Source organism: Clostridium sp. KNHs205 (assembly GCF_000702945.1).
GTDB lineage: Bacteria > Bacillota > Clostridia > Lachnospirales > Lachnospiraceae > Anaerocolumna.
Genome location: NZ_JNLE01000005.1, coordinates 473,287 through 499,371 on the forward strand (window position 1 = coordinate 473,287; position 26,085 = coordinate 499,371).

Annotated in this window: 20 protein-coding genes; 2 read left to right on the forward strand and 18 right to left on the reverse strand. The window is 39.1% G+C overall.

What is annotated here, in order from left to right:
* Nucleotides 1–285: 285 nt before the first annotated feature.
* Together BR73_RS0121750 and BR73_RS0121755 are read right to left on the reverse strand one after the other, a co-directional pair.
* Complete coding sequence (locus BR73_RS0121750; protein WP_051685481.1) at nt 286–2,700, reverse strand: hypothetical protein; 2,415 nt, start codon at nt 2,698–2,700, stop codon at nt 286–288.
* A 317-nt stretch (nt 2,701–3,017) separates the two neighbouring features.
* The gene (locus BR73_RS0121755; protein ID WP_033167981.1) at nt 3,018–5,078 is read right to left on the reverse strand and encodes a glycoside hydrolase family 31 protein; all 2,061 of its coding nucleotides are present in this window, start codon (nt 5,076–5,078) and stop codon (nt 3,018–3,020) included.
* 299 nt (nt 5,079–5,377) lie between these two features.
* Here BR73_RS0121755 and BR73_RS0121760 point away from each other — a divergent pair, with 299 nt between their 5' ends.
* Entirely contained in the window at nt 5,378–6,250 is an 873-nt protein-coding gene (locus BR73_RS0121760) for an AraC family transcriptional regulator (protein WP_033167982.1), read from the forward strand.
* Nucleotides 6,251–6,329: 79 nt separating this feature from the next.
* Here the strand turns inward: BR73_RS0121760 and BR73_RS0121765 are convergent, their stop codons facing one another.
* From BR73_RS0121765 to BR73_RS0121780, 4 genes are all read right to left on the reverse strand, one after another.
* Nucleotides 6,330–7,694: an FAD-binding oxidoreductase gene (locus BR73_RS0121765; protein ID WP_033167983.1), complete on the reverse strand. Its 1,365-nt coding sequence runs from the start codon at nt 7,692–7,694 to the stop codon at nt 6,330–6,332.
* A gap of 261 nt (nt 7,695–7,955) precedes the next feature.
* On the reverse strand, nt 7,956–9,080 hold the full coding sequence (locus tag BR73_RS0121770; RefSeq protein ID WP_033167984.1) for a cysteine desulfurase family protein: 1,125 nt from the start codon (nt 9,078–9,080) through the stop codon (nt 7,956–7,958).
* Between the two features lie 115 nt (nt 9,081–9,195).
* Complete coding sequence (locus BR73_RS27790; RefSeq protein ID WP_051685482.1) at nt 9,196–9,870, reverse strand: NAD(P)H-dependent oxidoreductase; 675 nt, start codon at nt 9,868–9,870, stop codon at nt 9,196–9,198.
* Nucleotides 9,870–10,439, reverse strand: coding sequence for an NAD(P)H-dependent oxidoreductase (locus BR73_RS0121780; protein ID WP_033167985.1), 570 nt, complete (start codon nt 10,437–10,439; stop codon nt 9,870–9,872). Before BR73_RS0121780 ends, BR73_RS27790 begins: the two co-directional genes overlap by 1 nt.
* A 141-nt stretch (nt 10,440–10,580) precedes the next feature.
* Between BR73_RS0121780 and BR73_RS0121785 the strand changes: the two genes are divergently transcribed.
* On the forward strand, nt 10,581–11,171 hold the full coding sequence (locus tag BR73_RS0121785) for a TetR/AcrR family transcriptional regulator (RefSeq protein ID WP_033167986.1): 591 nt from the start codon (nt 10,581–10,583) through the stop codon (nt 11,169–11,171).
* Between the two features lie 112 nt (nt 11,172–11,283).
* On the opposite strand, the gene BR73_RS0121790 is transcribed toward BR73_RS0121785, so the two are convergent.
* From BR73_RS0121790 to BR73_RS0121845, 12 genes are all read right to left on the reverse strand, one after another.
* Nucleotides 11,284–12,528, reverse strand: coding sequence for an RICIN domain-containing protein (locus tag BR73_RS0121790; RefSeq protein WP_033167987.1), 1,245 nt, complete (start codon nt 12,526–12,528; stop codon nt 11,284–11,286).
* Between the two features lie 358 nt (nt 12,529–12,886).
* Nucleotides 12,887–13,435 (reverse strand): NAD(P)H-dependent oxidoreductase, encoded by a 549-nt coding sequence (locus BR73_RS0121795; RefSeq protein WP_033167988.1) that lies wholly within the window; start codon nt 13,433–13,435, stop codon nt 12,887–12,889.
* Between the two features lie 120 nt (nt 13,436–13,555).
* Nucleotides 13,556–13,969, reverse strand: coding sequence for an Rrf2 family transcriptional regulator (locus tag BR73_RS0121800; RefSeq protein ID WP_033167989.1), 414 nt, complete (start codon nt 13,967–13,969; stop codon nt 13,556–13,558).
* Nucleotides 13,970–14,303: 334 nt separating this feature from the next.
* Nucleotides 14,304–15,584 carry a group II intron reverse transcriptase/maturase gene (ltrA, locus tag BR73_RS0121805; protein WP_035297454.1) on the reverse strand — a complete coding sequence of 427 codons (1,281 nt, stop codon included), beginning with the start codon at nt 15,582–15,584 and terminating at the stop codon, nt 14,304–14,306.
* Nucleotides 15,585–16,158: 574 nt separating this feature from the next.
* Nucleotides 16,159–16,551 (reverse strand): hypothetical protein, encoded by a 393-nt coding sequence (locus BR73_RS0121810; RefSeq protein ID WP_033167990.1) that lies wholly within the window; start codon nt 16,549–16,551, stop codon nt 16,159–16,161.
* 109 nt (nt 16,552–16,660) lie between these two features.
* Complete coding sequence (locus BR73_RS0121815; protein ID WP_033167991.1) at nt 16,661–17,254, reverse strand: DUF5105 domain-containing protein; 594 nt, start codon at nt 17,252–17,254, stop codon at nt 16,661–16,663.
* A gap of 139 nt (nt 17,255–17,393) precedes the next feature.
* A complete protein-coding gene (locus tag BR73_RS0121820; RefSeq protein ID WP_033167992.1) occupies nt 17,394–20,003 on the reverse strand; it encodes a LuxR C-terminal-related transcriptional regulator in 2,610 nt (869 codons plus the stop codon).
* Nucleotides 20,004–20,327: 324 nt separating this feature from the next.
* The gene (locus BR73_RS0121825) at nt 20,328–20,729 is read right to left on the reverse strand and encodes a MarR family transcriptional regulator (RefSeq protein ID WP_347463487.1); all 402 of its coding nucleotides are present in this window, start codon (nt 20,727–20,729) and stop codon (nt 20,328–20,330) included.
* A 301-nt stretch (nt 20,730–21,030) separates the two neighbouring features.
* Complete coding sequence (locus tag BR73_RS0121830; protein ID WP_033167993.1) at nt 21,031–21,663, reverse strand: type 1 glutamine amidotransferase family protein; 633 nt, start codon at nt 21,661–21,663, stop codon at nt 21,031–21,033.
* 167 nt (nt 21,664–21,830) lie between these two features.
* Entirely contained in the window at nt 21,831–22,793 is a 963-nt protein-coding gene (locus BR73_RS0121835) for a WYL domain-containing protein (protein ID WP_033167994.1), read from the reverse strand.
* 211 nt (nt 22,794–23,004) lie between these two features.
* Nucleotides 23,005–24,372, reverse strand: coding sequence for an MATE family efflux transporter (locus tag BR73_RS0121840; RefSeq protein WP_033167995.1), 1,368 nt, complete (start codon nt 24,370–24,372; stop codon nt 23,005–23,007).
* Nucleotides 24,373–24,952: 580 nt separating this feature from the next.
* On the reverse strand, nt 24,953–25,963 hold the full coding sequence (locus BR73_RS0121845) for a carbohydrate-binding protein (RefSeq protein WP_033167996.1): 1,011 nt from the start codon (nt 25,961–25,963) through the stop codon (nt 24,953–24,955).
* Between the last annotated feature and the right edge of the window lie 122 nt (nt 25,964–26,085).

Genomic DNA, 26,085 nt, shown 5'->3' on the forward strand with positions numbered 1-26,085 from the left:
TTCAAATGGAATTAGCCACTTCAATAACCGATATATCCTAAGCCTAAGCACTTCTTCAGTTGTTTTTTTGTCAACTGTTTTACGAAATACTTCATACTCATCTGTATTTTGCGAATTTAACCAATAGGTTGTCTATATTTTGATTCATTATAACACATGTCTTCTACACTGGCCAATCTATTACATCATGATAAAAAGCCTTTCATAAAGCAAAGTAAAATATACGTTGCTTTATGAAAGACTCAAGTGAAATTTATTAACTTGTATTTCTCTTTTATTGATTTGTTATTTTTCTATTATATCACCATATACCAAACCTCTGGTTCCGGTAGCAACATAGATCCTTCCGTATACCCTCGGATCACCGGATATGGATCTGATATCACCAAACTGATGCTCATCGTCGTTAATACGTATCCAGGATACACCTTCATCGTGAGATTTATAAAAGCCATACTCCTTATTGATGGTTCCGCTTGTATATAATGTGTTTACATCACTTCCCGGTGCTGCTTTGCCAATACCTATGCGCTTAATATAATCACCGTCTTTAGACACTCTTTTACCTTGAAACTGATTTGTTTCAGGGTTATAGATAAGCTTCCATAGACCCTCCTGGTTCATTGAAAGCCATATGATTCCTTCCTTCCCTGGTTCAACTCTGATTTCATAATCCTGTCTGCTGTCAATACCGGCTAAATTAACTTCCGGAAAACCTGTGGGTACTTCCTTCTGATGAAATGTGGCACCGCCATCCGTACTTACATAAAAACCTCTGCCAGCCTTTACTTCACTAAAGCCGTAGAAAATATCAGGATTTACACGATCAGCCATAACTTTAAAGGGAAGTTTATCGAGATTAGTACCCTCGCCTTCCAGATTGTATATTTCAGCTTTAGCCCAGTGTTTTCCAAAGTCTCTGGTATAAACAATTCTCGATGCATAAATTGGAATTCCAATAGTCCAAAGGATTGTAGCACCATCTGCAGATACCGCTGTCCAGCCGGAAGTTACATTGGGATTCTTCAGGGCAAGAAGCTGCTGATCCAGCTCCTCATTTAACCCAACAGGGTCTGCTAATTGCTCCCAGGTATTTCCCTGGTTGAAGGATACAATCAGACCTCCTTTGGTTTTACCTTTCCAGTTGCCTCTGGGTGTTACTACTAAAAGATTGGGATTACTATCCGGATAATCCGCATTCATAGCAGTAATCCATCTGTCCTTCTTGTAATCTTCAAAGGTATTTCTGGCTGGTTTATCAAGATCTGTAAATACAAAACCACCATAATCCCCAATAATATCAATTAGCTTAACCTCCCCTGACGGCGGTGAATAGATATTCAGATGAACTGTTTCTTCCATACCTGCATCACAGCAGGACCAGTTGACACTCTTCTCTTCCTCTGCATTCTTTAAATCTTTGGTCATAAAAACACCTGCACCAGTATTAAAGACTGCCATATTACTGTCAAATGGATTTATTTTAACATCCGCCATCCAATGTATAAGCGATTCATTTCCGTTATATTCTGGTTTTTGATAAGACACATTAAAATCAATCTTCCCTATTTCAAGTCCGGAAAGAACCGGGGTCCAGGTCAGCCCATAATCCGTGGAACGGTAAATGGTATCCGGTGATGCCAGAATGGTAGAACAGATCAAGGTACCGGGATTACTGCTATCTGCACAGATTCCTCCCATTCCATACCCGACTCTTCTTCCGGTAGACTCTTTCTCCTGAAAGGAGGGGTCAATAATATTAGCAGGGGTTATATCCAATGCCTCAACCACTTCTCCTGCCGGGTTTAATTCATAACGATAAAGTGCACCGTCATACCCTTTTCCCGTATCACAGCCATAACTGTCCCAGTTAGACCACCCGATATTATAGGCAGTATAGGTAATATAAAGATACTTATCAATAAATGCAGCCCTTTGCCCTACATAACCCGGGTAATCAGACGGGCCTTCTGTAACAGGGGCCGGTTCATTATGCAGCGGATTAAAGGTCTCCCCGCCATCGTTACTGATATAGACACTTTGCCCCCTGACATTATTACCGGGAGAGCCACCTTCCCCGCTGGTAGCTACGATAATTCTTTTTGACGGCCCACCTTCACCGTTAATAGGAGCAATTTCAACAAAAGAAATATTCTTTTCCGGTGTTCTGCCGGGATAGGTTATATCAAGCTTCTCCCATGTTTTACAACGGTCCTTCGTCTTCCACAACCCATTTTTCATGGTTCCCATATAGAGAATATTAGAATCTTTTGGATCTACCACAAGTCTTTCTCCGGTAGAACGCCCGGGTGCGTTCCCATGTATGGCTACGGAATTGCCCATTTCATCAACAGGCACCTCAAGATATTCAAAATGCTTTCCATAATCCCTGGAAAAAGCTATTTTATGTGTTGGATATAGCCCTACCATTGCGTACAGATACCCCGGATTATTTCGGTCAAGTGCAATTGACAGGGGGTAAGTCTTCCAGACTTCTGTGTCCGTTGCAGAATCTATTAAGGAGATCCAGCAGTCCTTCTTAAAATCATATCTGTATATTCCGCCTATATCCGTCCTGCAATATAAAATGTCAGGTACCACAGGATGGAATACAAAACCGGTAACAAATCCACCACCGGGTACACTAACAGACTTATAGATATACTTCTCTCTTAGATTATTCCTTACATTCTCAGGCATATTTTTCTCCTTAATCCTCTTATGAAAACCTCTCTATAGCATCCTTTTCACCCGATATTTGCAATTAAACAATTAAACTATTAAAGTTGTAAGTTAAGATTTTCAAACCTCAAAAAACCCTGCATCCATAGAATGTCAGGCAAATTACACAGAACAGAAAGAACGAATGCGCCTATGGAAAGGTATTAGAAGTCCGGACTTCTTATACCTTGGAATTGAAGCATGAGTTTTTTCTGTTCTGCGTAATTTGCCGTCCCCTTGCGAAAAACTCACTTTTAATTACCTTCATATTAGTATCAATTGAAACGCCAAGTTTATCAATAAATAGGATAAGCTTTCTCACTTCTGATAAATAAGGGTATCTCATTTACAGGTGCATCCACGATAACATATTGACCACCTTCCACGTTCTCTCCTGTTTTTGTATTTCTCCAGTTCTGGTTCTTAGGAAGATATACCTTTACCTGCCTTTGACCAAGTTCAAAAACAGGTGCCACTAAAATATCCGCTCCGAACATATATTGTGTTTCAACGTTCCAGCATACCTCATCCTCCGGAAATTCATAGAACATGGTTCGCATAACCGGGGTACCCTTTTCATGGGCTTCCTTCATGCAATTTCTAATATAGGGACGAAGTCTTTCTCTCATCTCAATATAAGCTTTCATAATAAGATAGTTCTCTTCTCCATAACTCCAGATTTCATTGTCCGTTCCGGTCATCATCTGTGTTACTCCATCAATTACTGCCTGCTCCGGCTCATGGTGAGGTACTCTTTCTCCATGAAGACGAAATACCGGTGAGAACACGCCAAAGGCAAACCAGCGCAGTAACAGTTCCTGGAAATCCCTATCCTTTATATAACCGCCTAAAAAGCCGCCAATATCCGTTGTCCACCAGGGAATGCCTGCTATTCCCATATTCAGTCCTATTTGCAGCTGCTCTCTCATTGCTCTGAAGGTAGAAGAAACATCCCCTGACCATACCAGTGCCCCGTATTTGGAACTTCCTGCCCAGGCAGAGCGGACTAAGTTACAGATGTTTTCCTGTCCTTCTGCTGTCATACCATCATAATAACCCTTTGAATACATCAACGGATAGATATTGGAGCATTGTAACGCACTTCCCTGCTGATATCGGTACAGGTCGAAATCATAAGGACCAAATTCCGGCTCCGCTTCATCCAGCCAGAAGATACGGACACCTTTGTCATAATAATTCTTTTTGCATACCTGCCATACATAATCTCTTGCTTCTTTATTGGTGGCATCAAAGAATACTGTTTCACCCATCCAGTTCATATTGATATTCAAACCTCTGTCAGCAGAAATGAGATATCCTTCCTGCGCCATGGTTTCATAGTTTTCGGAACGGCTGTCAATAGTAGGCCATACAGAAACCATAAGTTCTATTCCCATTGACTTTAATTCTGCTATCATACCTTCCGGATCCGGCCAGTCCCTGGGTTCGAATTTGAAGTCTCCCTGCCTGGTCCAGTGAAAGAAATCAATTACAATGACATCTACCGGTATTCCGCGTTTTTTATATTCTCTGGCCACAGTAAGCAGTTCTTCCTGATTGCGATATCTGAGCTTACACTGCCAGAAGCCCATGCCATATTCCGGCATCATGGGAACTTTTCCTACTGCTTCGGCATACTGTTCTTCAATCTGTGCCGGAGTATCACCTGCCGTAATAAAGTAATCCAGCTTCTTCGTACTATAACTGATCCACTCTGTCCGGTTGGTTCCAAAGGTTACTGTGCCGATGCCTGGATTGTTCCATAACAATCCATAACCTCTGCTGGATATCATAAAGGGTACACTGGCCTGGCAATTTCTATGGGCAAGTTCCAGGGTTGCTCCTTTTTTATTCAGGATTTTGTCCTGATATTGTCCCATGCCATAGATTTTCTCATCGTCATAGGCTTCAAAGCGAAGTGTGAGCTTATAATCACTGGTGCCGGTAATTGGTTTCATTTCTCTTCCCGAAATATTTAGAGGAACACAATACCTGTCAATACGGTTTCTGTCTCTGTGATATTCTTCTGTAAGTACCTCTCCTTTACTGTTTGCAAAGGAAAGCCATCCTTCTCCATTGAAGGAGGCGGTTATTTCACCATTTTTTATGGAAGCAATCTGGCATTTTACACCTTCTTTGCCTTCTTCTTCACTCCATGGTTCCTTTAATATAACCTCTTTTATGATTATTTCTGCCTTGCTTCCCTTAGGCTCATCGGTTAGTGCCCAATCGTTCAGGTCCATTGCGGCATCCTTTGTCATACGAACCCTTAAGGAATTAGTCCCCCATGGCTCAATCCATATAATCTCCCTGCCTGATTTTGCGATTAATCTGTTTCCTTCACTGGTAAATTTCATAATATCCCCTTTCGTGAATATCAAACATTGTTTTGATATTCCTGTATTCTTGGTTGAAAAAACAGCCCTTTTGTTTTTTCAACCTATCCTCCATAAGTGCCCTGGTGTACACAGCAAAGACATAAAAGTCATCAGCTTTCCTAAGTTATCCTTCATGATTTACCATGACCAAAGCATTTGAACTGTTGTTAAATGTAAATCTATGCTATAATTGTATTATATTAATTTTATGTACTCATTTCTTTAATTAAATTGTTATTTACTAACACAATATTGCTAATTCAGAAGGAGCATGTCTTATGAAATCCAGAGTATTTCTAAAGGAAAAAGCTGTACATGGAACAGCCTTGATGCCAATAGCTATTCATCATCTAAGCTATGGACAGAACACAGACAATTTCTTCTATCTGCATTGGCACGATGAATTCGAATTTGTTGCAGTCTTAGCAGGTGCGATGATCTATACCATAGAAGACAAGGAATACACTGTGATGGCCGGAGAAGGTTTATTTATTCATTCCAATAAACTGCATGCTGCCAGAGCTTATATGGGACTACCTTGCGAAGCCTGTGTAGTACTATTCCATCCGGGGTTATTCGGAGGTACACATAGTCCTACCTATTCTAAATTCCTTCAACCTTTTTTAAAAGGTGAACTAAACTTATCCCCCAGCATAACACCTGCCGAGGAATGGCAGCAAACAATTCTTCGTCTTATATTAGAAATGGATTCTTTTAGAAAAGAGAATTTAATTGAAAAAGAGCTGCTTATCAAGAGCCGGATATTTGAGATGTGGCATTTGTGTTATCAGCATGCAGAAGCTGTACAGAATTTAAAGGATAAGAACAATTACAAATTAGAGAGACTGCAGCCGGTCATCGACTATATACATAACAATTACCGGGAAGAAATATCCCTGGAGTCCCTGACAGGGCTGCTCCCTATGAGTGAGGGGCAATTCTGCCATACTTTTAAGGAAGTTATGGGAATGCCACCCATAGCCTATGTTATCCGGCACAGAATTCTGCAAAGCTGCAGCCTGTTAACCCAGACGGACTGGAAAATCTCAGAGGTTGCCAGAATTACGGGTTTTAACAATATCAGCTATTTTAATCGGGAATTCAAAAAAGCCATTGGGTGCTCTCCGGGGGAATATAGAAAAGAAAGCTGATTACTAAGCCTGCCAGATTTGTTGTGAAAATAATTACAAAAAGCTGCACTTTAAGGTATGCAGCTTAAACAATCTAATCTCAATCAATATTCTTTTCTCCGCACAGATGGGCGGGAGGAATGCTTTGGACGAAATTAAAAATATTTTCCGGATCATAGCGTTCCTTAACCTGCATGAGCCGTTTAAAATTACCACCGTAATATTCCTCGCCGTAATTTTTAATGCTTAAATCAGGTACATTTACATAGGAGCCGGTTATATAGGGCTGTAATCGTAAACGTGTCTCTTCAACCAGCTTAATATTCTTTTTTGTTTCACATTCATTTTTCCAGGAGGCATCCCATTCCATATAGTATCTGGTATTACGCCAGAAAAAGGCTGTATCCTGAGGTGGTATCTGGTTCATTACACCACCTGAGTTAAGAAAAAAGAAATTAGATTCATCACCTGTTGCTTCTTCAAGGAAATTACGAATTGCGTCAATTCCCGCTTCCGGAAGGGAGCTTTCAACCCATGTGGACGACCAAGTAGAATTCTGTGTATCAAAAAGTGGTTCATTGGGTGCCCAGAAATCTATTGCCTCTAATAGAGTAACCTCATCTACCAACACCTTAATAGGGCATCCGGTATTGATTAATGGTAATATTAATTGCTCCAATTCAGCTGCTGGTCCAAGGAAAATCCCCTGAGACCGAAGCAGACCATTTGTTTTGGAATATGCCTCTAATATGGTACCCAGCCTTACATCAACACAGGGAGACCATCTTTGCCAGACATCAATAACTTCATTTAATTGCTCCCAGGGCCAAATAATCTGGAATATTCCAACCTTAGCAGGGGCAGTTCTTACTCTGAAGGTGTAGGAGGTTATTATACCAAAATTACCTCCCCCTCCTCCCCGGATAGCCCAGAAGAGGTCCGCATTTTCCCAGGGATTCACCTCCAGAATATTGCCATAGGCATCTACCAGGGTTGCAGACAGAATATTATCGGAAATCAATCCAGCAGTACGTTGTATAGCCGTAATTCCTCCGCCGGTACTGATTCCTCCTATACCAACCGTAGAACTATCACCAAAAGGAGCCAGTATTCCTTCCCTTGCCAGCATTCTAACAAGCTGGCCAACTCGTATACCAGCCTGTACTTTGGCTATATTATTTTTCTTATCAAGCGTAACACTTCTCATATGGCTGGTATCTATTACAATTCCGCCATTTGTCTGAGAAAAATCTTTCGCAAGGGCATGCCTGCCGCTTCTCATCCTTATAGGTACCTTATTCTCACGAGCCCATTTAACGGCATTTGACACATCTTCTATCTTCTGTGCAAATACAAACACAATGGGAAAAGCATTGGTGAATGGATTCCAATTCATACGAGCCTGCTGGTACTCTGGATCATCTGGATATACTACCATTCCTGTTAGTTTTGTATTATGATTCATTCAGTCACCCTCAGTTTTAGATTAGCCATATCTATGCTTATATTACTTATTAATATAGCTATATTATATTATGTACTTATAATTATAGGGTTACATTCATTCGACATAATTCTTAACTCCAACCGCCTGCTGTAACATTTATTATTAACTATTTTAAAATCAGTGTTAAATATAAGACCAGAACACAGAATAATAAAAACTGGTGGCAGCTCTATAAATCCTTAAAAATTAAATTTCATCTCATCTTCTATAACCTTGGGTCTATTCTTTCGCAGCATGAATCCTCTTCAGGCGGCTAATAACCATATCCAATTCTTCTTTCGTAGTATACCTTCCAAGGCTGAACCTTACAGCTCCCCTTGCTATTTCATAAGGAATATTCATTGCCTTTAGAACCGGAGAGATGGATACCTGTCCAGAATGGCATGCTGATCCGGTAGAGGCAGCAAGCTCCTCTCCCAACTGAGCTAACAGTTCTCCTCCGTTATAACCGATAAAGCTTATATTTAAGGTGTTCGGCAGCCTGTTCTCCCAATCTCCATTCAATTTTATCCCGTCTCCGAACAAACCCTTGAGTTCTGTATAAAAATATTCTGTCAATGCTTTTATCTTTGAATCCTTAAGCGCAGTTTCTGCAAGTTCACAAGCTTTCCCTAAAGCAACGTCAAATATGACATTCTCAGTACCTGCACGTCTGCCATGTTCATGTCCGGCTCCATGGATAAGGGGTTCAATGGTAATTCCTTTTCTCGTATATAAAGCACCTGTTCCTTTGGGTGCATAAAGCTTATGTCCTGCAACTGTCAGAAAATCAATTCCAAGCTCCTCTGCATCCACAGGAACCTTGCCAACAGATTGGGAAGCATCCGTATGAAAAAGAACACCATGCCTATGGCAGATTTCTGCAATCTCCTTCACAGGCTGGATTACACCAGTTTCATTATTGGAATGCATTATAGTAACCAGTAAAGTTTCTTCCGTTATTAATTTCTCCAGCTTCGATATGTCAACTCTGCCGTCCTCGTTAACCGGTAAATAGGATATCCGATAACCGTTTCTCTCCAAATAATTACAGGGGTTCAAAACTGCGGGATGTTCTATAGATGAGGTTATAATGTGATTGCCCTTATGACGATAGGTATAAGCCACCCCTTTGATAACTGTATTATTGGATTCACTGCCGCCGCTGGTAAAGGTTATTTCATCAGGCGTGCAATTGATCAGCTTCGCCACCTGACATCGTGCCTGCTCCACTGCACTTTTGTTGACCACTCCCAGGCTATGACTGCTGGAAGGATTCCCATAATTCTCATATATAAAAGGAAGCATAGCATCAGCAACTTCTTTATCAATTGGAGTAGTAGCATTATAGTCCAAATAAATCATAAGTACTTATCCTCTCTGGTGTTCAATTTTTTTACCCTTATTATAGCATTACAAACTTCGAATAGTCAAAAAAAGAACCTTCTTCTCCAAAAGGTCCTTTATGTAAATATTCACTTTATGCTTCCGGCCATACTCTCCTGCTCAAAGCTTTTCTGGATATTTTAGCTTCTTTCATCCAGTGCCGGCTGGCTGCAGCCGTAAAGATAAGCTTCGGCAAGGATGGGTTTGTCATAATATTACTTTGCTCTGTATCCACCTGACCTTCCAGATCAGCTGCCAATATAGTTAAAGCCTTGTAGATGCCTAGTTTCAACTTGCTTTTTAAAGGTATCACTTCCATGGTTTCCCTTATGAATTCCCCTGCTCCTATACCAATACCAAATCTCCAGTTAAAACCGATTCGCGCTGAATAGTGGCCCATGATTTGCAGTGCATTGATATTTTGTTTTCCCTCGATAAAACCGTTATTTATTATGGAATATATCTTTGGTACATTCATATCCTTCGGACAGGGATATTTTATAAGATACTCCTCGAATGCATACATAAATTCCAGCAGGCTGGAAGGAATCGAATCTACATAGAGAGGGAACACAAATACAATTGCATTCATTGTTCTCATTAATTCAAAATCTTCTTCTTTCCTATTCTTCCTGTACCACTCCACAACGCTGAGCTCATGACTTTGGAGCTTTTCCTTATCAAGCATTTCTATTACTTTATCAATCAATCCTTTGGAGGCACTATTCTTTCCTCTGGGGCTGCCGTTTATAAAACATACTTTATTCATCACTGCTCACACTCCTTTAGATAGCTGCAGAGAGAATTCAACCTGTCTGTAACGTCTGATTCTCTTCTGCTGATGTAGGTGCCTGATTTCTTTGCCTGTAAATTCAATGCATTAGCTTTGCAGAGAGACTGAAAAGTCTCTGCCTCTTCTTTGGTAATATCCTCTCCGTATCCAAAGGCAATATAACCTGGATATTTCTTATACCGTGGAGCGTGATGCTGTTCACCTTTTATCTTCTTAAAAAATGGCAGGATATTGGGTATCATCCGGTCCAGTGTTCTTCGTATAGCAGGTGTGTAACAACCATATCTTACGGGAGATACAAATATTGCAATATCACTTCCGATATAGGCTTTGTTTATGTCACTGCTGATATCCTTGAATACACATTCCCCCGGAGTTTTAATCCAGCAGCCAAAGCAGCCTACACAATTATGCATATCATCCGTCTGTACATCAAATGTAGTAACACTATGATTATACTTATTAAGATACCCCTTTAATTCTTCTTTCACCTTCCTCCCAAGCTGACTGGTATCTGAGGCATCACTTATAACTAAAACCTTCATTTTTCTTGCCCTCCTTAATGTTTACGCTGTCTACATAGCACAATCATACCTCACAATGTTTACACTGTCAACTTTTTATGTTATAATTTTATAAATTTGTGAAAGGTTCATAAAATATTGTGATAGTAAGAGGTATGGAAGTTGCAAAAAGAACATTATCATCATGGTGATTTAAAAAAAGAAATGATCATAAAAGGTATACAATTATTAAATGAAGAAAATTATGAGGACTTTTCCTTACGAAAAATTGCTGCCAGGTGCGGTGTATCCCACTCTGCGCCTTATAAACATTTTAAAAATAAAGATGAATTAATCCTAGCTATTATTCAGGAGGTATCCGACAGCTTTAAAAAAGCGCTGGAAGAAGCTGTACAAAAATATCCGGAGGAGGCAGAAAATCAGATCATAGAACTTGGAAAGTGTTATGTGCGATTTATGGTAGAGAACCCGGATTATATGCGCTTTATCTTTATTAATCCAAGTCACAAAAGCATCAACAAGGTACCGGTGCCTGATAATGAAACAAATCCTTATCTGATTTTTCAAAAAAGCGCTCTGGGTTATCTTAAATGGCTTAAGGCAAATCCACAGGACCAGGCAGTCGATATTCTTACCATGTGGAGCCTGGTTCATGGTTATTCCATGCTGCTGGTGAACGGTAATGTAGATATTCCTGAAAACTATCTGGAGGTAATAGATAAGATCTTAAGAGAGAAGCTGCGCTTTCATTAACTGTAACAGGACATGTACGAAAAAAGAGTTACTATACGCTTATCATTAACTTCACTTTGCTGGAAGTTTTTGATTAACCATATGTAACTCTTTTTACAGCTTTAGGATTTACTTAATTTACTTTTGTCAGATACCATTTCTGTGCATCCGTTCCGTTATCATTCCATTGCTGCACCACACCTCCATCGGCTGTGGAGGAATTAGACACATCCATGGCTAATCCACTGGCTTTGGATATCAGTTTGTAATATCCTCCGCCTACATCTACGATTTTCCACCGCTGAGCATCATTACCATTGTCATAACACTGCTGAAGCTGTACTCCCTGGGCAGTGGAAGCATAAGGCACATCCAGGCACTTACCACTGTGAACTGCGGTTAGTTTATAATACCCTCCTCCCATATCATCAATGCGAAATTTCTGGTTATTCGCTCCCTTATAGGTCCACTGGTGCATTTTGGCTCCGTCATCATAGGATACGTCCTTTACATCCAGTACTTTACCACTGCATTTTGCAGCCAAGGTATAGATTCCTCCGCTTACTATAGTCGGTGAAGCTTGTGCCTTATATACTCTGACATAATCAACCAGCATCTGGGCAGGAAATGCAGTCTGGTTGTTAGGGCTTCCCGGCCAGTTTCCACCTACTGCAAGATTCAGAAGGAGGAAGAAGGATTTCTGAAATTCCTCTGTTCCTCCCGCATTGTTCTGTATGTAGAATTCATTAAACTGTACACCGTCAACAAACCATCTGATATAACTGGAGTCCCATTCAATGGAATAGGTGTGAAACTGGGAAAAATCCAAAGAGCCGGATACCTGCCCGTAATCAGCCTGCCCATTGGAATCCCAGTGAACAGTACCGTTGACATACGCATTGCTATTAACACGTTCCATAATGTCAATTTCACCGCATTTCGGCCAGCCGACACTGGTAATATTATCTCCCAGCATCCAGAAAGCAGGCCATAAGCCTTGTCCGGAGGGCAGCTTTATCCTGGCTTCAATTTTACCGTAAGTAAAACTCTTTAGATTCTGGGTCTTAATTCTGGCAGAGGTATAATTCATACCACCATAGGATTCCTTCTGAGCGGTTATGATGAGATTACCACCGGATACCGATAGATTTTGCGAACGGTTGGTATAATACTGCAGTTCGTTGTTTCCCCAACCTCCGCTGCCTGTCCCAATTTCAGCCGTCCAATTAGAGGTACTAAGACTGCTTCCGTTAAACTCATCACTCCACACAAGAGACCAGTTTGTAGCCGCCTTTGCCGGAACTGACATAGAAGGCAGCCAGGATACCAGTAAAATTAAAACCAGTAACACACTTAATAACTTCCCTTTCCTTAACATATCTAATCTCCTTATCATTTATTATTTCAGATCATGCCGCGCGAATCATGATCATGAAACCCCTTCGTTTCGGAAAATGGCAGTTCTTTCAATTTAAGAATATTATAGTATAATTTAAGTAATTTGTAAATATTTTACTTATTCAGTTTTGTCCATATTGCATTGTCCATATTGCTGACACTTTCCAATTCCTACTGTGTCAGCCAGTCAATTAAATGGCTCGCTTAGCTTCTTTGTAATACAGAGCTTTTAATTCCGGGCTATATTTTGTCTGGACATAAAAAATCTCCTTAAGTAGATTATGGTTATTTACCTTATCTACCTAAGGAGTATCTCTTAACTGGCTATTCAGATGGTATTAAAATTTATTAATCCAGGCAATAAATGCGTCTACGTAAGTTTTTAAGAAGTCTTTTGTGCCTTCATTTGTAAGGTTGCCACCTTCATCCAACAATGCGGTAACATTACCAATGTATGCTTCCGGCTGCTGCAAAGGATAGACATCAAGGAATGTAAGGGTCTGTCTAAGGTGATGGTTTGCTCCAAAGCCAGAAATACCTCCCATAGACACACTGACTATTCCTGCAGGTTTACCAGCCCAGACACTTTGCCCATAAGGTCTGGAGGCAACATCCAAAACATTCTTTAAAACAGCTGGTACAGAACGGTTATATTCAGGTGTAAAAAACAGATATGCATCAGATGACTTGACCTCTTCTCTTAAGTTGCTCCAGGATACCGGTGGATTAGCTTCCAGGTCTTCATTAAATAAATCTATTCCATTTATATCAATGAATTTAGCCTCATATCCTTCAGGTATTATTGATGCTACATAATTTGCAATTGCTCTGTTAAAAGATCCTTTTCTCAAACTTCCTACAATAATGCCGATTGTTTTTTTGCTCATAATAATTCCTCCTATTAAATTCATTTTGATTGTATTTTCCCATTAAGGAAAGTTAATAACATTAGTATCTTGATAACTAAGATAAATATCTATAAGTAATATAGATGATGATGACCTGACTCAGATATTGCCTAAGCCCTCTAAAATATCAGATAGATGCATAGTTCCCAATTCCTCTTGAAAGCCGGATTGAACTTTATGATTAATACTCTCTAATACACATCCTATTCTTGCGCCTACCGGACAGTCTGAATTGGTATCTGTATGGATTGCAAACAAATCCTGCCGGTTTTCTACTGCTTTAAAGATTTCCAAAAGTGTAATCTCTTCCGGGGGTTTCATAAGCCCGGTAACACCAACTTTTGTTTTTGTCTGGATGAGTCCTGACTTCTTCAAATCACTCATCAGCCGTCTTACAAGAGCCGGATTAGTATTCACACTGCCTGCAATATAATCCGAGGTTATTCCATCCTCCTGTTTTAAAGCAATAAGGCTTAATATATGAATGCCTACAGCATATTTTGTTGAGTACATAATCATCATCTCCTCTATTTGTTACTATTATAGTTACAAATAAACCATTTGTCAATAATAAAATTTAATTATTTTAAATTAAATTTTATTCAACCAAAAATCGTGAACTATTCTTTTCATTTTGCCTTCTTTATTATTCCCTCTTATAATAAAACAATCCCAATAGGAATTTTAAATCCACCAAATACAATAAAGCCATAAAAGTATAAAACTTTTTACTACAAATAAATCATAAAGCATTCTATAATCGAGTAGGAGAAATTTCTCTTAACAGAGAAATTTCGACCTCTCACACCACCGTGCGTACCGTTCGGTACACGGCGGTTCAATCAACTTAACAAGTAACACACCTTTCGATGTAATAGTCCAACATTGAGATTAGTCCAAACTGGGCTAATCTCTCATTATTTATTGCTTGGCTTATATCTGAACTTCGACATACTCTTGCAAATCCCTTTGCATAAGAGGTTCGTCTTGCCGCCCATTTAGGTATTCCCAGTTTTATTAGATTCTTTGCTCTATTCTTTGGTGTTTTCCAGTGTTTCCATATGCACATGCGAAGCCTATATCTAATAGTTCCATCAAAATTCTTGCATAGTTTCTTCATACTACCGATTTTGAAGTAATTTATCCAACCTCGAATCAACTGATTTAGCTTCTCTATTTTGTGCTTATTGTTAACTCCCCAACTTCGGCAAGTAAATTTCTTCATTTTTGCCTTGAACTTTGCAACTGAACTAGCGTGTGGTTTAGCTTTATACTGTTTGGCAAATGTGTCATAGTAAAATCCAAATCCCAGATACTTTATTCCTTTTGGTTTATCCACCTTGCTCTTGCTAACATTTACCTTCAATCCAAGCTTCTCTTCTATGAACTTTGAAATGCTTTTCATTACTCTGCTAGCTGCCAGTTCGCTTCCGACCATAATAATACAGTCGTCTGCATATCTGACAAAATCCAATCCTCTTGATTCCATTTCCTTATCCAGTTCATTTAACATGATGTTTGCTAAAAGTGGTGAAATATTTCCACCTTGAGGTGTTCCTACAATAGAATCCTCGTATTCATCATCTATAATCACTCCGCTAACTAAGAACTTTCGAACTATCGAGATAACATCTCCATCTTTGATTGTTCTTCCTATTATTGTCATCAGCTTGTCATGATTTACTGTGTCAAAGAACTTTTCCAGGTCAATGTCCACTATCCAACTGTGCCCATCGTTCATCATTTCCAGCGCTGTAAGCACCGCCTGCTGGGCACAACGACTCGGTCTGAATCCGTAGCTGTGGTCATGAAACTGTTCCTCGAATATCGGAGTGAGTACCTGTGCTACTGCTTGTTGAACAAATCTGTCCGTTACTGTTGGTACTCCCAGTTTCCTGACTCCTCCTTCTGGTTTTGGTATCTCTACACGCCTTACTGGTTGCGGTTTATACTTTCGTGTCCGCAATTGTTCTTTAATTGTTTCGCCATTCTTCAAAAGGTATTCACCAAGTTCTGTGTACTCCATTCCGTCCACACCCTCTGCTCCTTTGTTTCGTATGACTTGCAGATACGCCTTATTGAGATTATCTTTGGCTAATATCTGCTCCATTAGACTATTTGTGTCCATGCGTTGTTTCCTTTCTGTCCCGTTCGTTTCCACCATCTTTGACGTCATCGACAGATGTTGTGTTTACTACAAGTCGGAACCTACTTCAACTGATTGATTGTTCGTCCCTTTGCTCCGTTTCCATTACAGAAACTTCCTCGCTACTACGGACTATGCTGACTTCTCACAGTTCGTTGTTACTCGGCAAATGATACCGCTGTGAGACCTCCCCGATTAAGGTGCGAGCTCTTTCCTCTCATCTATCCGCCACATTTACTCCTACTTCCAGCAACTTTTGGACTTCATCTTCTTTTGCAAACTTATCCGTATTTCAGAGCCTTATATGTGATTTCTGTCCGTCGGACCAAGAGTTTGCCTACAACTTCCTTCAGATTCCACCTCACGGTGGACACCCTTGTTGTTCAGCTATGTGCTTCCACGTTGCCTAGGCGCACTTGGGACTTTCACCCATTAGAGCCCGCCCATGGCGGGCAAACAAAAAGAGGAGCTACTGAACATAATTCAGTACTCCTCTAATTAACTTTATGATTTGGGCTGTAAAGGAATAAAATATTGCCTGGTAAACTGGGTTAAATTATGCTGGTTCTGCAGTGTTTTTTACTTTTGGCTTTACAAAGAAAGCTAAAATAGCTGCAATTATAAAGAAAAATGTAAAAGTTAGAGATATAGGTGCCAAAACTGCGGGAATAATTGCCGAAGCCAGAAATATTACAGAAGTAATTTTTCCTAATTTACTCATTAAGAATACTGATATCAGGGAAACAATACCACAAACAATTAAGGCATATGAACAACTCTTTAATTCTTCCATATCTTTAAGGGCCTGAGCTACATCCGGGTCTGAACTATATTCTTCCACGGCTGCAATTTCAGTTTTATATGTATCAAAATCTGACAACCATTTTACACCTAATCCTATGGATGCTAATGTACCTATAATAACTAATATTATTGTTGCTACTCTCATACTTCCTCCTACTATACTCCTATTATTTAGAACTAAAATTAATAAGTATTTTCATCCCAGCAAACTTCCTTATTCCTCCAGACACAATCATAATTGTCAATCTCAAAATTTATTCACTCAGCATTTCATCAAGGTTTCCGGTAATGTTACTCATAAAAGTATCGTCATCCTGGATCACCCAGATTTTCTTACCCTTGTCTTTCTTTAATGTAATTTCAAATTCATTTGTTACTACAGGTGCTTCCGGATCAGACATCCCCTCCTCCAGATAACCCATCATCTTCTCTTCCAAATCATCATCTGACATCTCCTCCTCTGAGAGAGCAGTATCATAAGCTTCATCAAAGATTTTTCCATACATCTCTTCAAAGACTGATTGCAGATCCAGATTTGTTAATTTTACTTCGACAGTTGCTGTATCTCCTGCTTCTTCAGAGGAGACAATTTCATAATTTAATTTAGAAAAAATAAGGGTAATTAATTTTTCTTCCTGTGGATCTTCAAATTTAAAATTACCTGTATCCGAATTGCAATATTTCTCTGCCTCTTTCAAATCTGCTTTACTTAATGCTGTAAAGAATCCCTTAACACTTTCATCAGCTGCAGGAAATTCCGTTTTCTTACAAGCTGCCATAGAAAAAACCAATGTAATCATCATTATCAGGATGAGTAAACATCTGGATGGACGTATACTTTTTTTCATTCGTACTTCTCCTTTTGTTTTATTTCGATTGTATAATATATATTTCTACAATTTTTTCAACTATTTAATTATAAAGAAAAAAGCCTCACATTCAACCTATCAAAAGTTAGGTAAAAAGTAGGGCTTTTCATTCTAGATGCTAATTGATTATCTGAAGACGTCTGGCCTTGACTACTGCCTGGGTGCGCTTATTAACTCCAAGTTTAGAGAACATATTATTAATATGCCATTTGACAGTCCCGGTTGTTATAAAAAGTATCTCAGCAATCTCATCATTAGACAGACCATCTGCAATAAGTTTCAGTATCTCTAATTCTCTTTTCCTAAGAGGGTTTGTAAGAGAATTCATTTTATTTACACCGCTGCTGCATATTCTGTCTATAAAATCCGGTGCTGTATCTCTTACCATAAAAACCAGCTCCAGAAGTTCGCTTCCTTCATCAAGAAATAATCTTTCATAACCTTCAGGAGCTGCAAGTGCTACAGCTTCCCTCAAACAATCCAAGGCTCTGCCTTCCATCCCCAGGTGCTTTTTTACTAAAGCTGACAGTAGCAGCACAGTAATCAACTCTCCAAATCGACCTTCTCCCCTTAATATTTCTTCCTTTTCAGTAAGGGCTTTCTGGGCTGTAAGATAATCTTTTTGCAAGATCAAAGCTCTTAAATAGGTAAAGTAAGGATTTATGTCCGATAAACCCGATATCTTATCAAAGGTATTTTGCGTTTCCTTCAACCACCTAAAAACCTTTTCATAATTACCTTCCCTCTGGCACAGCTCCATTTCCAAGGCATCAAAAAATAAAGAAATTCTAGAGATCTTGAAATCTTTGTAATAGGCTTTCAGACGATAGACCATCTCAAAAGCCTTTTCTTTCTCTCCGGTATTATAAAGCGCCAGAACTAAATACCACTCTCCCAGTCCGCCCCAATGAGCGAATCCCAACTTACGGTAAACTGCAATACCTTCCTCCAGATACTTTTGAGCTTCTTCTAATTTATTGAAATTATAAAACAGCATTCCTACCGGAAGATATACAATTTTATCCATTGGTGAGTAGTTTCCGGCACGATTCGTAAATCTTTCAAGGGTTTTTTCACATAAGGCCAGAGCCTCTCTGCCTTTTCCCATACAATTAAGATAAAATGCTACATCGTGAAGAGAAGTCACTTCCAGAATATGATATCCCTTTTTGCAAGCGCCTTCATGAACTTTTGCATGCAAAGCAGCCGCAGTGCTGGTATGTCCATTTAAAGCATTTGCGTGTCCCAAAGCGGTTAATGCAACATAATAGAAAAAATCCTTTTTCCCCTCAACAAATGCTATTGCTTCTTCTGCATCCATTAGGGCCTTCACTTTTTCTTCATTATTTAACAAGTACGGTGCAGATGCCTTTACCATTCCTGTGACTCTCAGACTGTTACTGTTATCTTTTCGGTTAATTAAATTAGATAATATTTTACTTGCTTCATCGACTTCCCCTGTAAACAACATGCACCAGGCCTTATATAATTCCAGAATTCCATCCTTTTCCTTCCTGATCAAATCTGTATTCAGTAAAGTAAGAAGGTTTTTCAGCTCTCCCTTACGAAACAGCTCAATTGCCCTGTCTTTAACCAAGCATGCGGCGGCTTCTCCGTCCTTCGCCTGTAATGCATACTCTAAAGCAGCTTCGGTATATCCGTTCTTTTTACACCATAAACTAGCTGTTCTGCAGATTTCAATCTTCCCAGTCTCTTCTTGGTTCTTTCTTAAAAATTCTGAAAAAAGGTGATGGTATCTGTACCAGGTATTGGTATCATCCAATGAGATGATAAAGAGATTTTCTTTTTCTAACTGCTGTATAATAGCTCTGCAGTGTTTCATCCCCGTTACAGCTTCGCATAGCTCCTCGTTAAATTCCTTTAATATACAGGTCTTATTCAGAAAAGTACGTAGCTGCTCCTCTTGATTTTTAAAAACCTCATCCATCAGGTACTCTGTTATGAAGCGATTATTACTACTAAATTCTTTTATTAAGGCTTCTTCCCTGTTCCTTTCCATATTCGTTAAGGACAGGCCAATCAGTTGCATTCCGGCAACCCAGCCTTCTGTTTGTTTTTCGATAATTTCTAAGGATTCTTCCTTCAGGGTCAGTTTAAAATATCTGCTAAAAAATCCATTGATCTCTGCTCTTGTAAATTTCAAATCCCTGGCATTCAGCTCCGTTATTTTATCTTCGACTCTGCATTTTGAAAAAGCAAGAGCCGGTTCCCTGCGAGTAATTATAACAAACTGCATGGAGCCCCCATTCATCAGATTTTGCACCAGTTCATTGATATAATTATTATGAATGACATGGTAGTCATCCAAAACCAGTACTATAGCCTCTTGAAGCTGTTCCAGCTCTCGTGCCATATATAAGCTTACTGTCTTAACAGCAGGCAGGTTTGTAGCCAACATCAGATTCTCTATGGTTGAACCAAAGCTTTTACTTATCTTTCTGACCGCCTCAAGCAGATAACAAATAAACTTTGAGGGCTCATTATCGTACTCATCCAAAGACAGCCAGGTATACTTACAGTTCAACCGGTTAAGCCACCCTGAAACTAATGTCGTTTTACCATATCCCGCCGGTGCGGAAACCAGAAAAACTCTATGTTCTTTCTTCAGGCCCTCATCTAACCTATTATTTAGAATATCTCTGCAAATATGATTCTGTCTGACAGACGGCATATGCAGCTTGGTATCCAAAAATATTTTTTTATCCATGTTTCCCCTTGTGATTGTGATAAACATCCCTACTACCCATTTGTATTATACGCATTCTATTATCCCTGTTTTAATTTAAAATATATTTTGAGTATAAACTCTTCCCCGACGTCAATGTCAAGACCCACTTTTACTATAATTATATATACTCTTTGCCTCCTGCTTCCTTTTCCCTCCTTCCGTTGGTAGAATCTTATCCTTCCCAAAGTGATTATTCAAATTCAAATAATATATAAAATAATTCACTAAAAGTAAATCAAAATGCCAGATGGCATCACAGCAGCGCTTCACCAATGACAAGAAAATAGCTTTTGATATAAATCTTTATTCTATATTTGTTATAATTCTTCGCAGCATATTCTCAAACTCAGTTACCTCATTTTCCGAAAAACCTCTATAGAATAACTCATTCATCCGGTCCGTTACCTTATCATATTCCTCCTTGTAAAGCCTTGCTTTCTCTGTAATGGACACGTAAACCTGCCGACGGTTTTTTGGGTCTGCGGTTCTAACTACCAGTCCGCTTTCTTCCATTCTATCCAGCATACTGGTGAGAGTTGTTTTGGCAAGTGATGTAAGATGCCCAATTTCGCTTATAGTAAGCTTTTCATTCTCCCATAACACATATAATATTCTTCCCTGTGCACCGTTAAATGCATCTATGCCACTTTCTTTCAGCATTTTTTTAAAGACTCTTCCCTGAAGCTGCTTGATTTGGGATATCAAAAATCCCCCGTATGTTTTAATATTATCCACCTCCATACCATGTAGTATAGTTTTATATAGTATTATTGTCAAATATATTAAATATTTATATTTATTCCCTTTACTCTGGTAATTCCACTATCTGTGTGGTACCAGGCAAAGCATCAGCTGTTACTAGTTCAGCGTTATAAAAACGAGCTGGAAATATATTTCCAACCCGTTTATTACTTCTAACTATTTTATTACATAACCTTTAATTATAAACTACAATCCATATTATCTAATCTGCAATGACAGCCTTTATAAGAGACTATTCTTTTCATTATAAATAGATTGTATCCATCAGCTTCAAATAATATTTGGCTTCCTTCGTCTTATAGAGCTTATACCAGGCATCCAGAGTTTCATTAGAGAACACCTCTAAAGCTTTCAGAACATGAAGAGAAAATTCCAACGGTGCTATCCCTGAAGCAGTTATCAGCTTTCCATCAGTTACGGCAGTTTCCTGCCTATAGTACTGTTCTCCCTTATAAACTGGGCAGACACTTTTAAGGTAATCCAGGTCATTGCCTGTATGACAGTTAGAATCCAGCAGGCCTATCCGGGCAAGACCTACTGTGGCGCCGCAGATTCCAGCAACAATAATCCCTTTCTCTAAACATTCTCCTGCTATTTTTAAAATAGGCTCATGTACTGATTCTGTCCAGGTATCTCCGCCTGGTAAAATCAAAGCATCTGTGTTTTCAAGCTTCAAAGCATCAGCTTCTATATCCGGCAATATCTTAAACCCTCCCATTGTAGTAACAGGAGTCCTTTTCGTTCCGACAGTAATAATTTTTGTTGGAGCTATACCTTTCTTATAATATCTGCCCGAATTCAATTCTGCTGTTATATAACCAACTTCCCAATCTGCCATTGTATCAAATACATAAAGAAACACTATGTTTTTCCTCATACCCAAGATCTCCTTTTTATTATTTAAGCATTCCTAAAACATTCGTCACATCCACGGGTAATTTTCATCCATACTCTTTTTTCTGGTTAATTAAACCTCCAGGATTAGCAGCAATGTTCTTCCTTATAATAAAACAGCTTCACTGACAACCACTGTCAGTGAAGCTATTATTTTTGATAATATTCCATTAATTCCGATGCAATCGATACAAGCTTTTCCTTTAAACTCTGCGGCTCAATCACTTGTACGGCTTTTCCATAAGAAAGAAGAAGATAAGGCACATATCCCTGAACTGCTCTTTCATCCAGTAAAAAAACCGCTTGGTTTGGACTGCGCTCTATCACGTGATGACCCAAAAACCAATGAATACATAAATCCTCCAGAGCTTCTGACCTGCCGCCTATAATAACAGTTACTAGCTCTGCTTTACTTTCTGAATCCTGCAGTAAATTTTGCAGAAAGAATTGCCTGACGGAAAAACTATCCGGCCTTTTAAACCTCACCTGTGTACGGTGTATCCGGGTAATCCGGTCAACTCGAAAACTTCTGATTTTCTTTCGCAGCTGGCAGAAACCAACCGTATACCATTTGTTGTTCCAGTAAAGCATTCCATAAGGATCAATTACTCTTATAACCGGTTGTTCTTCTCGTCCTGAACGGTATTCAATTTCTTCCGAATACTCATTTGCAACAGCAAATTCCAGTTCTTCCAGAGTCTTTTTGACAGACGGGTCAATATCACGATTGATTACCTCGAAACCGGTCATGTGGCGATTTAGTATATTTTCCTGTTCTCTATTTAAATACATTTTTAACTTTTGAGTTGCTTTATTTAAAGCTTCACTGAATGGGTATCCCGCTTCGTTTGCAAATACAGCCCCATGAAGCAATGCCTTTTGCTCTTCAAGATTGAAAACTAACGGTGCCTGAATAAAATTATTCAGTAAAGTATATCCGCCGTTCTGTCCTGAATCCGAAATAATCGGTACTCCGCTTTCACAAAGTGAATCAATATAACGATACACAGTTCGTATATTTATCTCTAATTTTTCCGCTATTTGCTTCGCTGTTATTTTAGTTCCCGAATTTAACATCCATAATATCGCCAGCATATTTCCGTTCTTCGCCAATCAACCGCCTCCTTTCTTACCAATCAAAAATAAGCTTTTTTCACTCTGTCCTTCTGCCATCTTTTATGTATCTTCCCTGTAACCCATAGATATACCCTTATCAATACTATAAAAACATGTTCCGGACAGACCCAAAGCAAGCCGCACCGAAATGCAAACGCTGGGAAGGGAATCCCAGCGATGTGCTATTCAATCTATTCATAACCTTATATCAGACTTTAATATATTTCCACTTCCCACTATGTACTCTGGTCAGATACATAATCGATCTTGAGCAGAAGTCAAAGAATATACCAATCATAACCGCAGTTAATCCTATACCAAACAAATGAATAAGTGCAAAGGACAGGATAACCCTAAAGGCCCAAAGTCCTACAAAGGAGGTAATCATTACATACTTGATATCTCCCGCGGCCTTTAAGGTTGCTGAACATAAATTTAGTATAGCAAGCAACGGCTCAATTACTCCAAAAGTACAGACAATACCAATGGACTCCTTAATTACAAGAGGATTACTGGTATACATACCTGCAAGATATTTTGAGAATATAATCATAAAAATACCAATGACAAAACCCACAATCATTGTAATCTTTAAGCTTTCACGGGAATAGATTTCGGCTTTCTCATAATTCTTCTCTCCAAGACTTTGTCCTACAAGGGTTGTATTTGCAATCGCAAAACCAAATATCGGGAAGAATGCCAGTGCATTTATATTTATTCCAATCTGATAGGCAGCCATAGCAACGGTTCCTAAGGGAACGATAATGATCTGCAGCATAAGAAACCCACCCTGCATTACCGCCTGCTCAATGAAACCAGGAACTCCTATCTTAATAATTCGCTTAATCATTTCCGGCCTGACTGTATAGTCATCTTTCAGGCTTAGATTCAGCTTAAGCCCTTTGTAATTATATAGAACAAAAACTCTGACCACTACACCTACGATTCTTGAAACAGTTACTGCTATAGCTGAACCCACGATACCATATGCAGGTATATGCAGAAAAGGTACACCAAATATCAAAGCTGTATTTAATATGATATTTAAAACATTTACCCCGGCAGTAATTATCATTGGAGTCTTTGTATCACCTGCTCCTCTCATGGCTCCGGATACAATGATATCCAGTACAAGAAAAGGCAGATTAATAAGTACAATATTAAAATAACTGATTCCTGCTGCGAAAACCTCAGGCTCTGCTTTTCCAAAGAACAGGCTCAATAAAGGCAAGGAAAACACCCTGCCCATCACTGCCAGAAGCACCCCGACAATGACTGCCATATACCCCGATTGTATTAATGCGCTTTTTGCCTCATTATTTTTACCTTCACCGGTTACTCTTGCAATGATAACCGTTGTACCAATTGACAGACCAGAAAAAACTGTTTGCAGGAATCCCATCAGCATATTTACCATACCTACAGCAGCAACTGCAAAGATACCTATCTTCCCCATAAAGATAGTAGATACCATTCCTACCATCATCTCAAGTATCTGTTCGGTAATAGAAGGCCATGCAAGTGAGATTATCTCTTTGTCTGCTCTTTTATCCAGTCGAAACCACTTCTTGTTCATTTTCTACCTCTTTTATCCGTATCTGATTTTACGCAACGCATACAATTATAAATCAAATATCAATAGGTGGCAATCTGAAAATCTTCAAAAAAGGTCTGGTAGAGTAAAAATAGTTGATTAATCAAGTAAAACTGATATAACCTTCCAAAAATAGCCTATATAACGTTTTAAGATATAAAGCTTGCAATATTCTGTTTATTACATTTCAAAACAAGTCCATGAAATATTTTAAAAGGGATAAAGCTTTATAGTAGCTTACGTATTACAGTTCATGACATGTCCAAGCAATATTTTAATATGGTTAAGGTTTTACAGTATCTTATGTATTACAGTTCATGACATGTCCAAGTAATATTTTAATATGGTTAAGGTTTTACAGTATCTTATGTATTACAGTTCATGACATGTCCAAATAATATTTTAATATGGTTAAGGCTTTACAGTATCTTATGTATTTCAGTTCATGACATTTCTAGGTAAATTTTAAAAGGCTGCTAAAATTACTTAGCAGCCTCCTTAAAAATTTCATTAAATACTTTTGCCATTGCGCAGGAAAGGCACAACAGCTATGTTTACTATCCTATTTCTTACCGCCGTAACTCTTATAGGTAGCGTAAACTACGTCTGCATATACATTTGCCAGAATTGGACGTCCATAAGAATCTGTAGCTCCCGGATACCAGTAATCTCCTCCGTTGTAATGTAATAATCCATTATATATGTTGCCGAACTTCGTAATCTTTTCATCTAAAATTAAAGCACCCATACATACCTGGTCTTGTTCACTGCTGTGATTATAGGAACGGCCAAATTTTGAGCTGAATTGAGATAAATATGCATTACGGGTGTTTGGTTCCACCTGCATCAATCCGTCGCCAGCTGATGGACTGCCTGGCAGGCCTGCTCCAAAGCTGCTTTCTTTCTTGATAACAGCGCACAGTAACAAAGCAAAATCTCCGCCTTTACCAAATTTATTATCTACATTCATTGTATATGTCCATATATTACTTGGAACTTCAGAAGGCTTCGTTACGGAAGTATTCGGTGTTCCGGTATAAATCTTAACCGATGACATTTTGTCATTAACCGTATCTCCAACCCAGGAAGAACTTGAAGTATAGGTCCATTTTGTTCCGCCGAAATTATCATTCTGATATACCTCCACAGTCCAACCGCTTGGAACCTTGAGAGAGGACATCCAGTCATTGGGAATTCCATTTGCATTCAACTGTGACAGTGTGTAATTGCCGACTCCCAGGGTTACAGCTTTTCCACCATAATTTATATCGGCGTAGAAAGTAACTCCGTTTGATGCCGGTGGTGGTGTTGGTGTCGGTGTAGTTCCACCGCCGCCTTTTGACCATAAGGCCGGAACATTGGATGGCTCCCAGCCTACAAGGGAAGTATGTGCCTGAAGGCAGGTATAGGTACTTCCGCTATATGTTACGGTGTCATTTACCGCATAGGCAGTATTGGGAGCCCAGGCTCCTCTGGCGGCAGCGCTTACTGGTGTAGCCAGGTAAAATGTTGTAATCAACAAAGCAAAGGCTACCACAAGTAAGGCTTTAACATAAAACTTTTTTTTAGTCATTTTTTGACCTCCTTTATAATTTATTTAACTGTGACTTTCTTAATGACCAGCCACAGGTGTAACTTAACTGTACTAATTTATTCCCTCTAATCAAACGCACAGCAATTATTTGTGGACCCCCG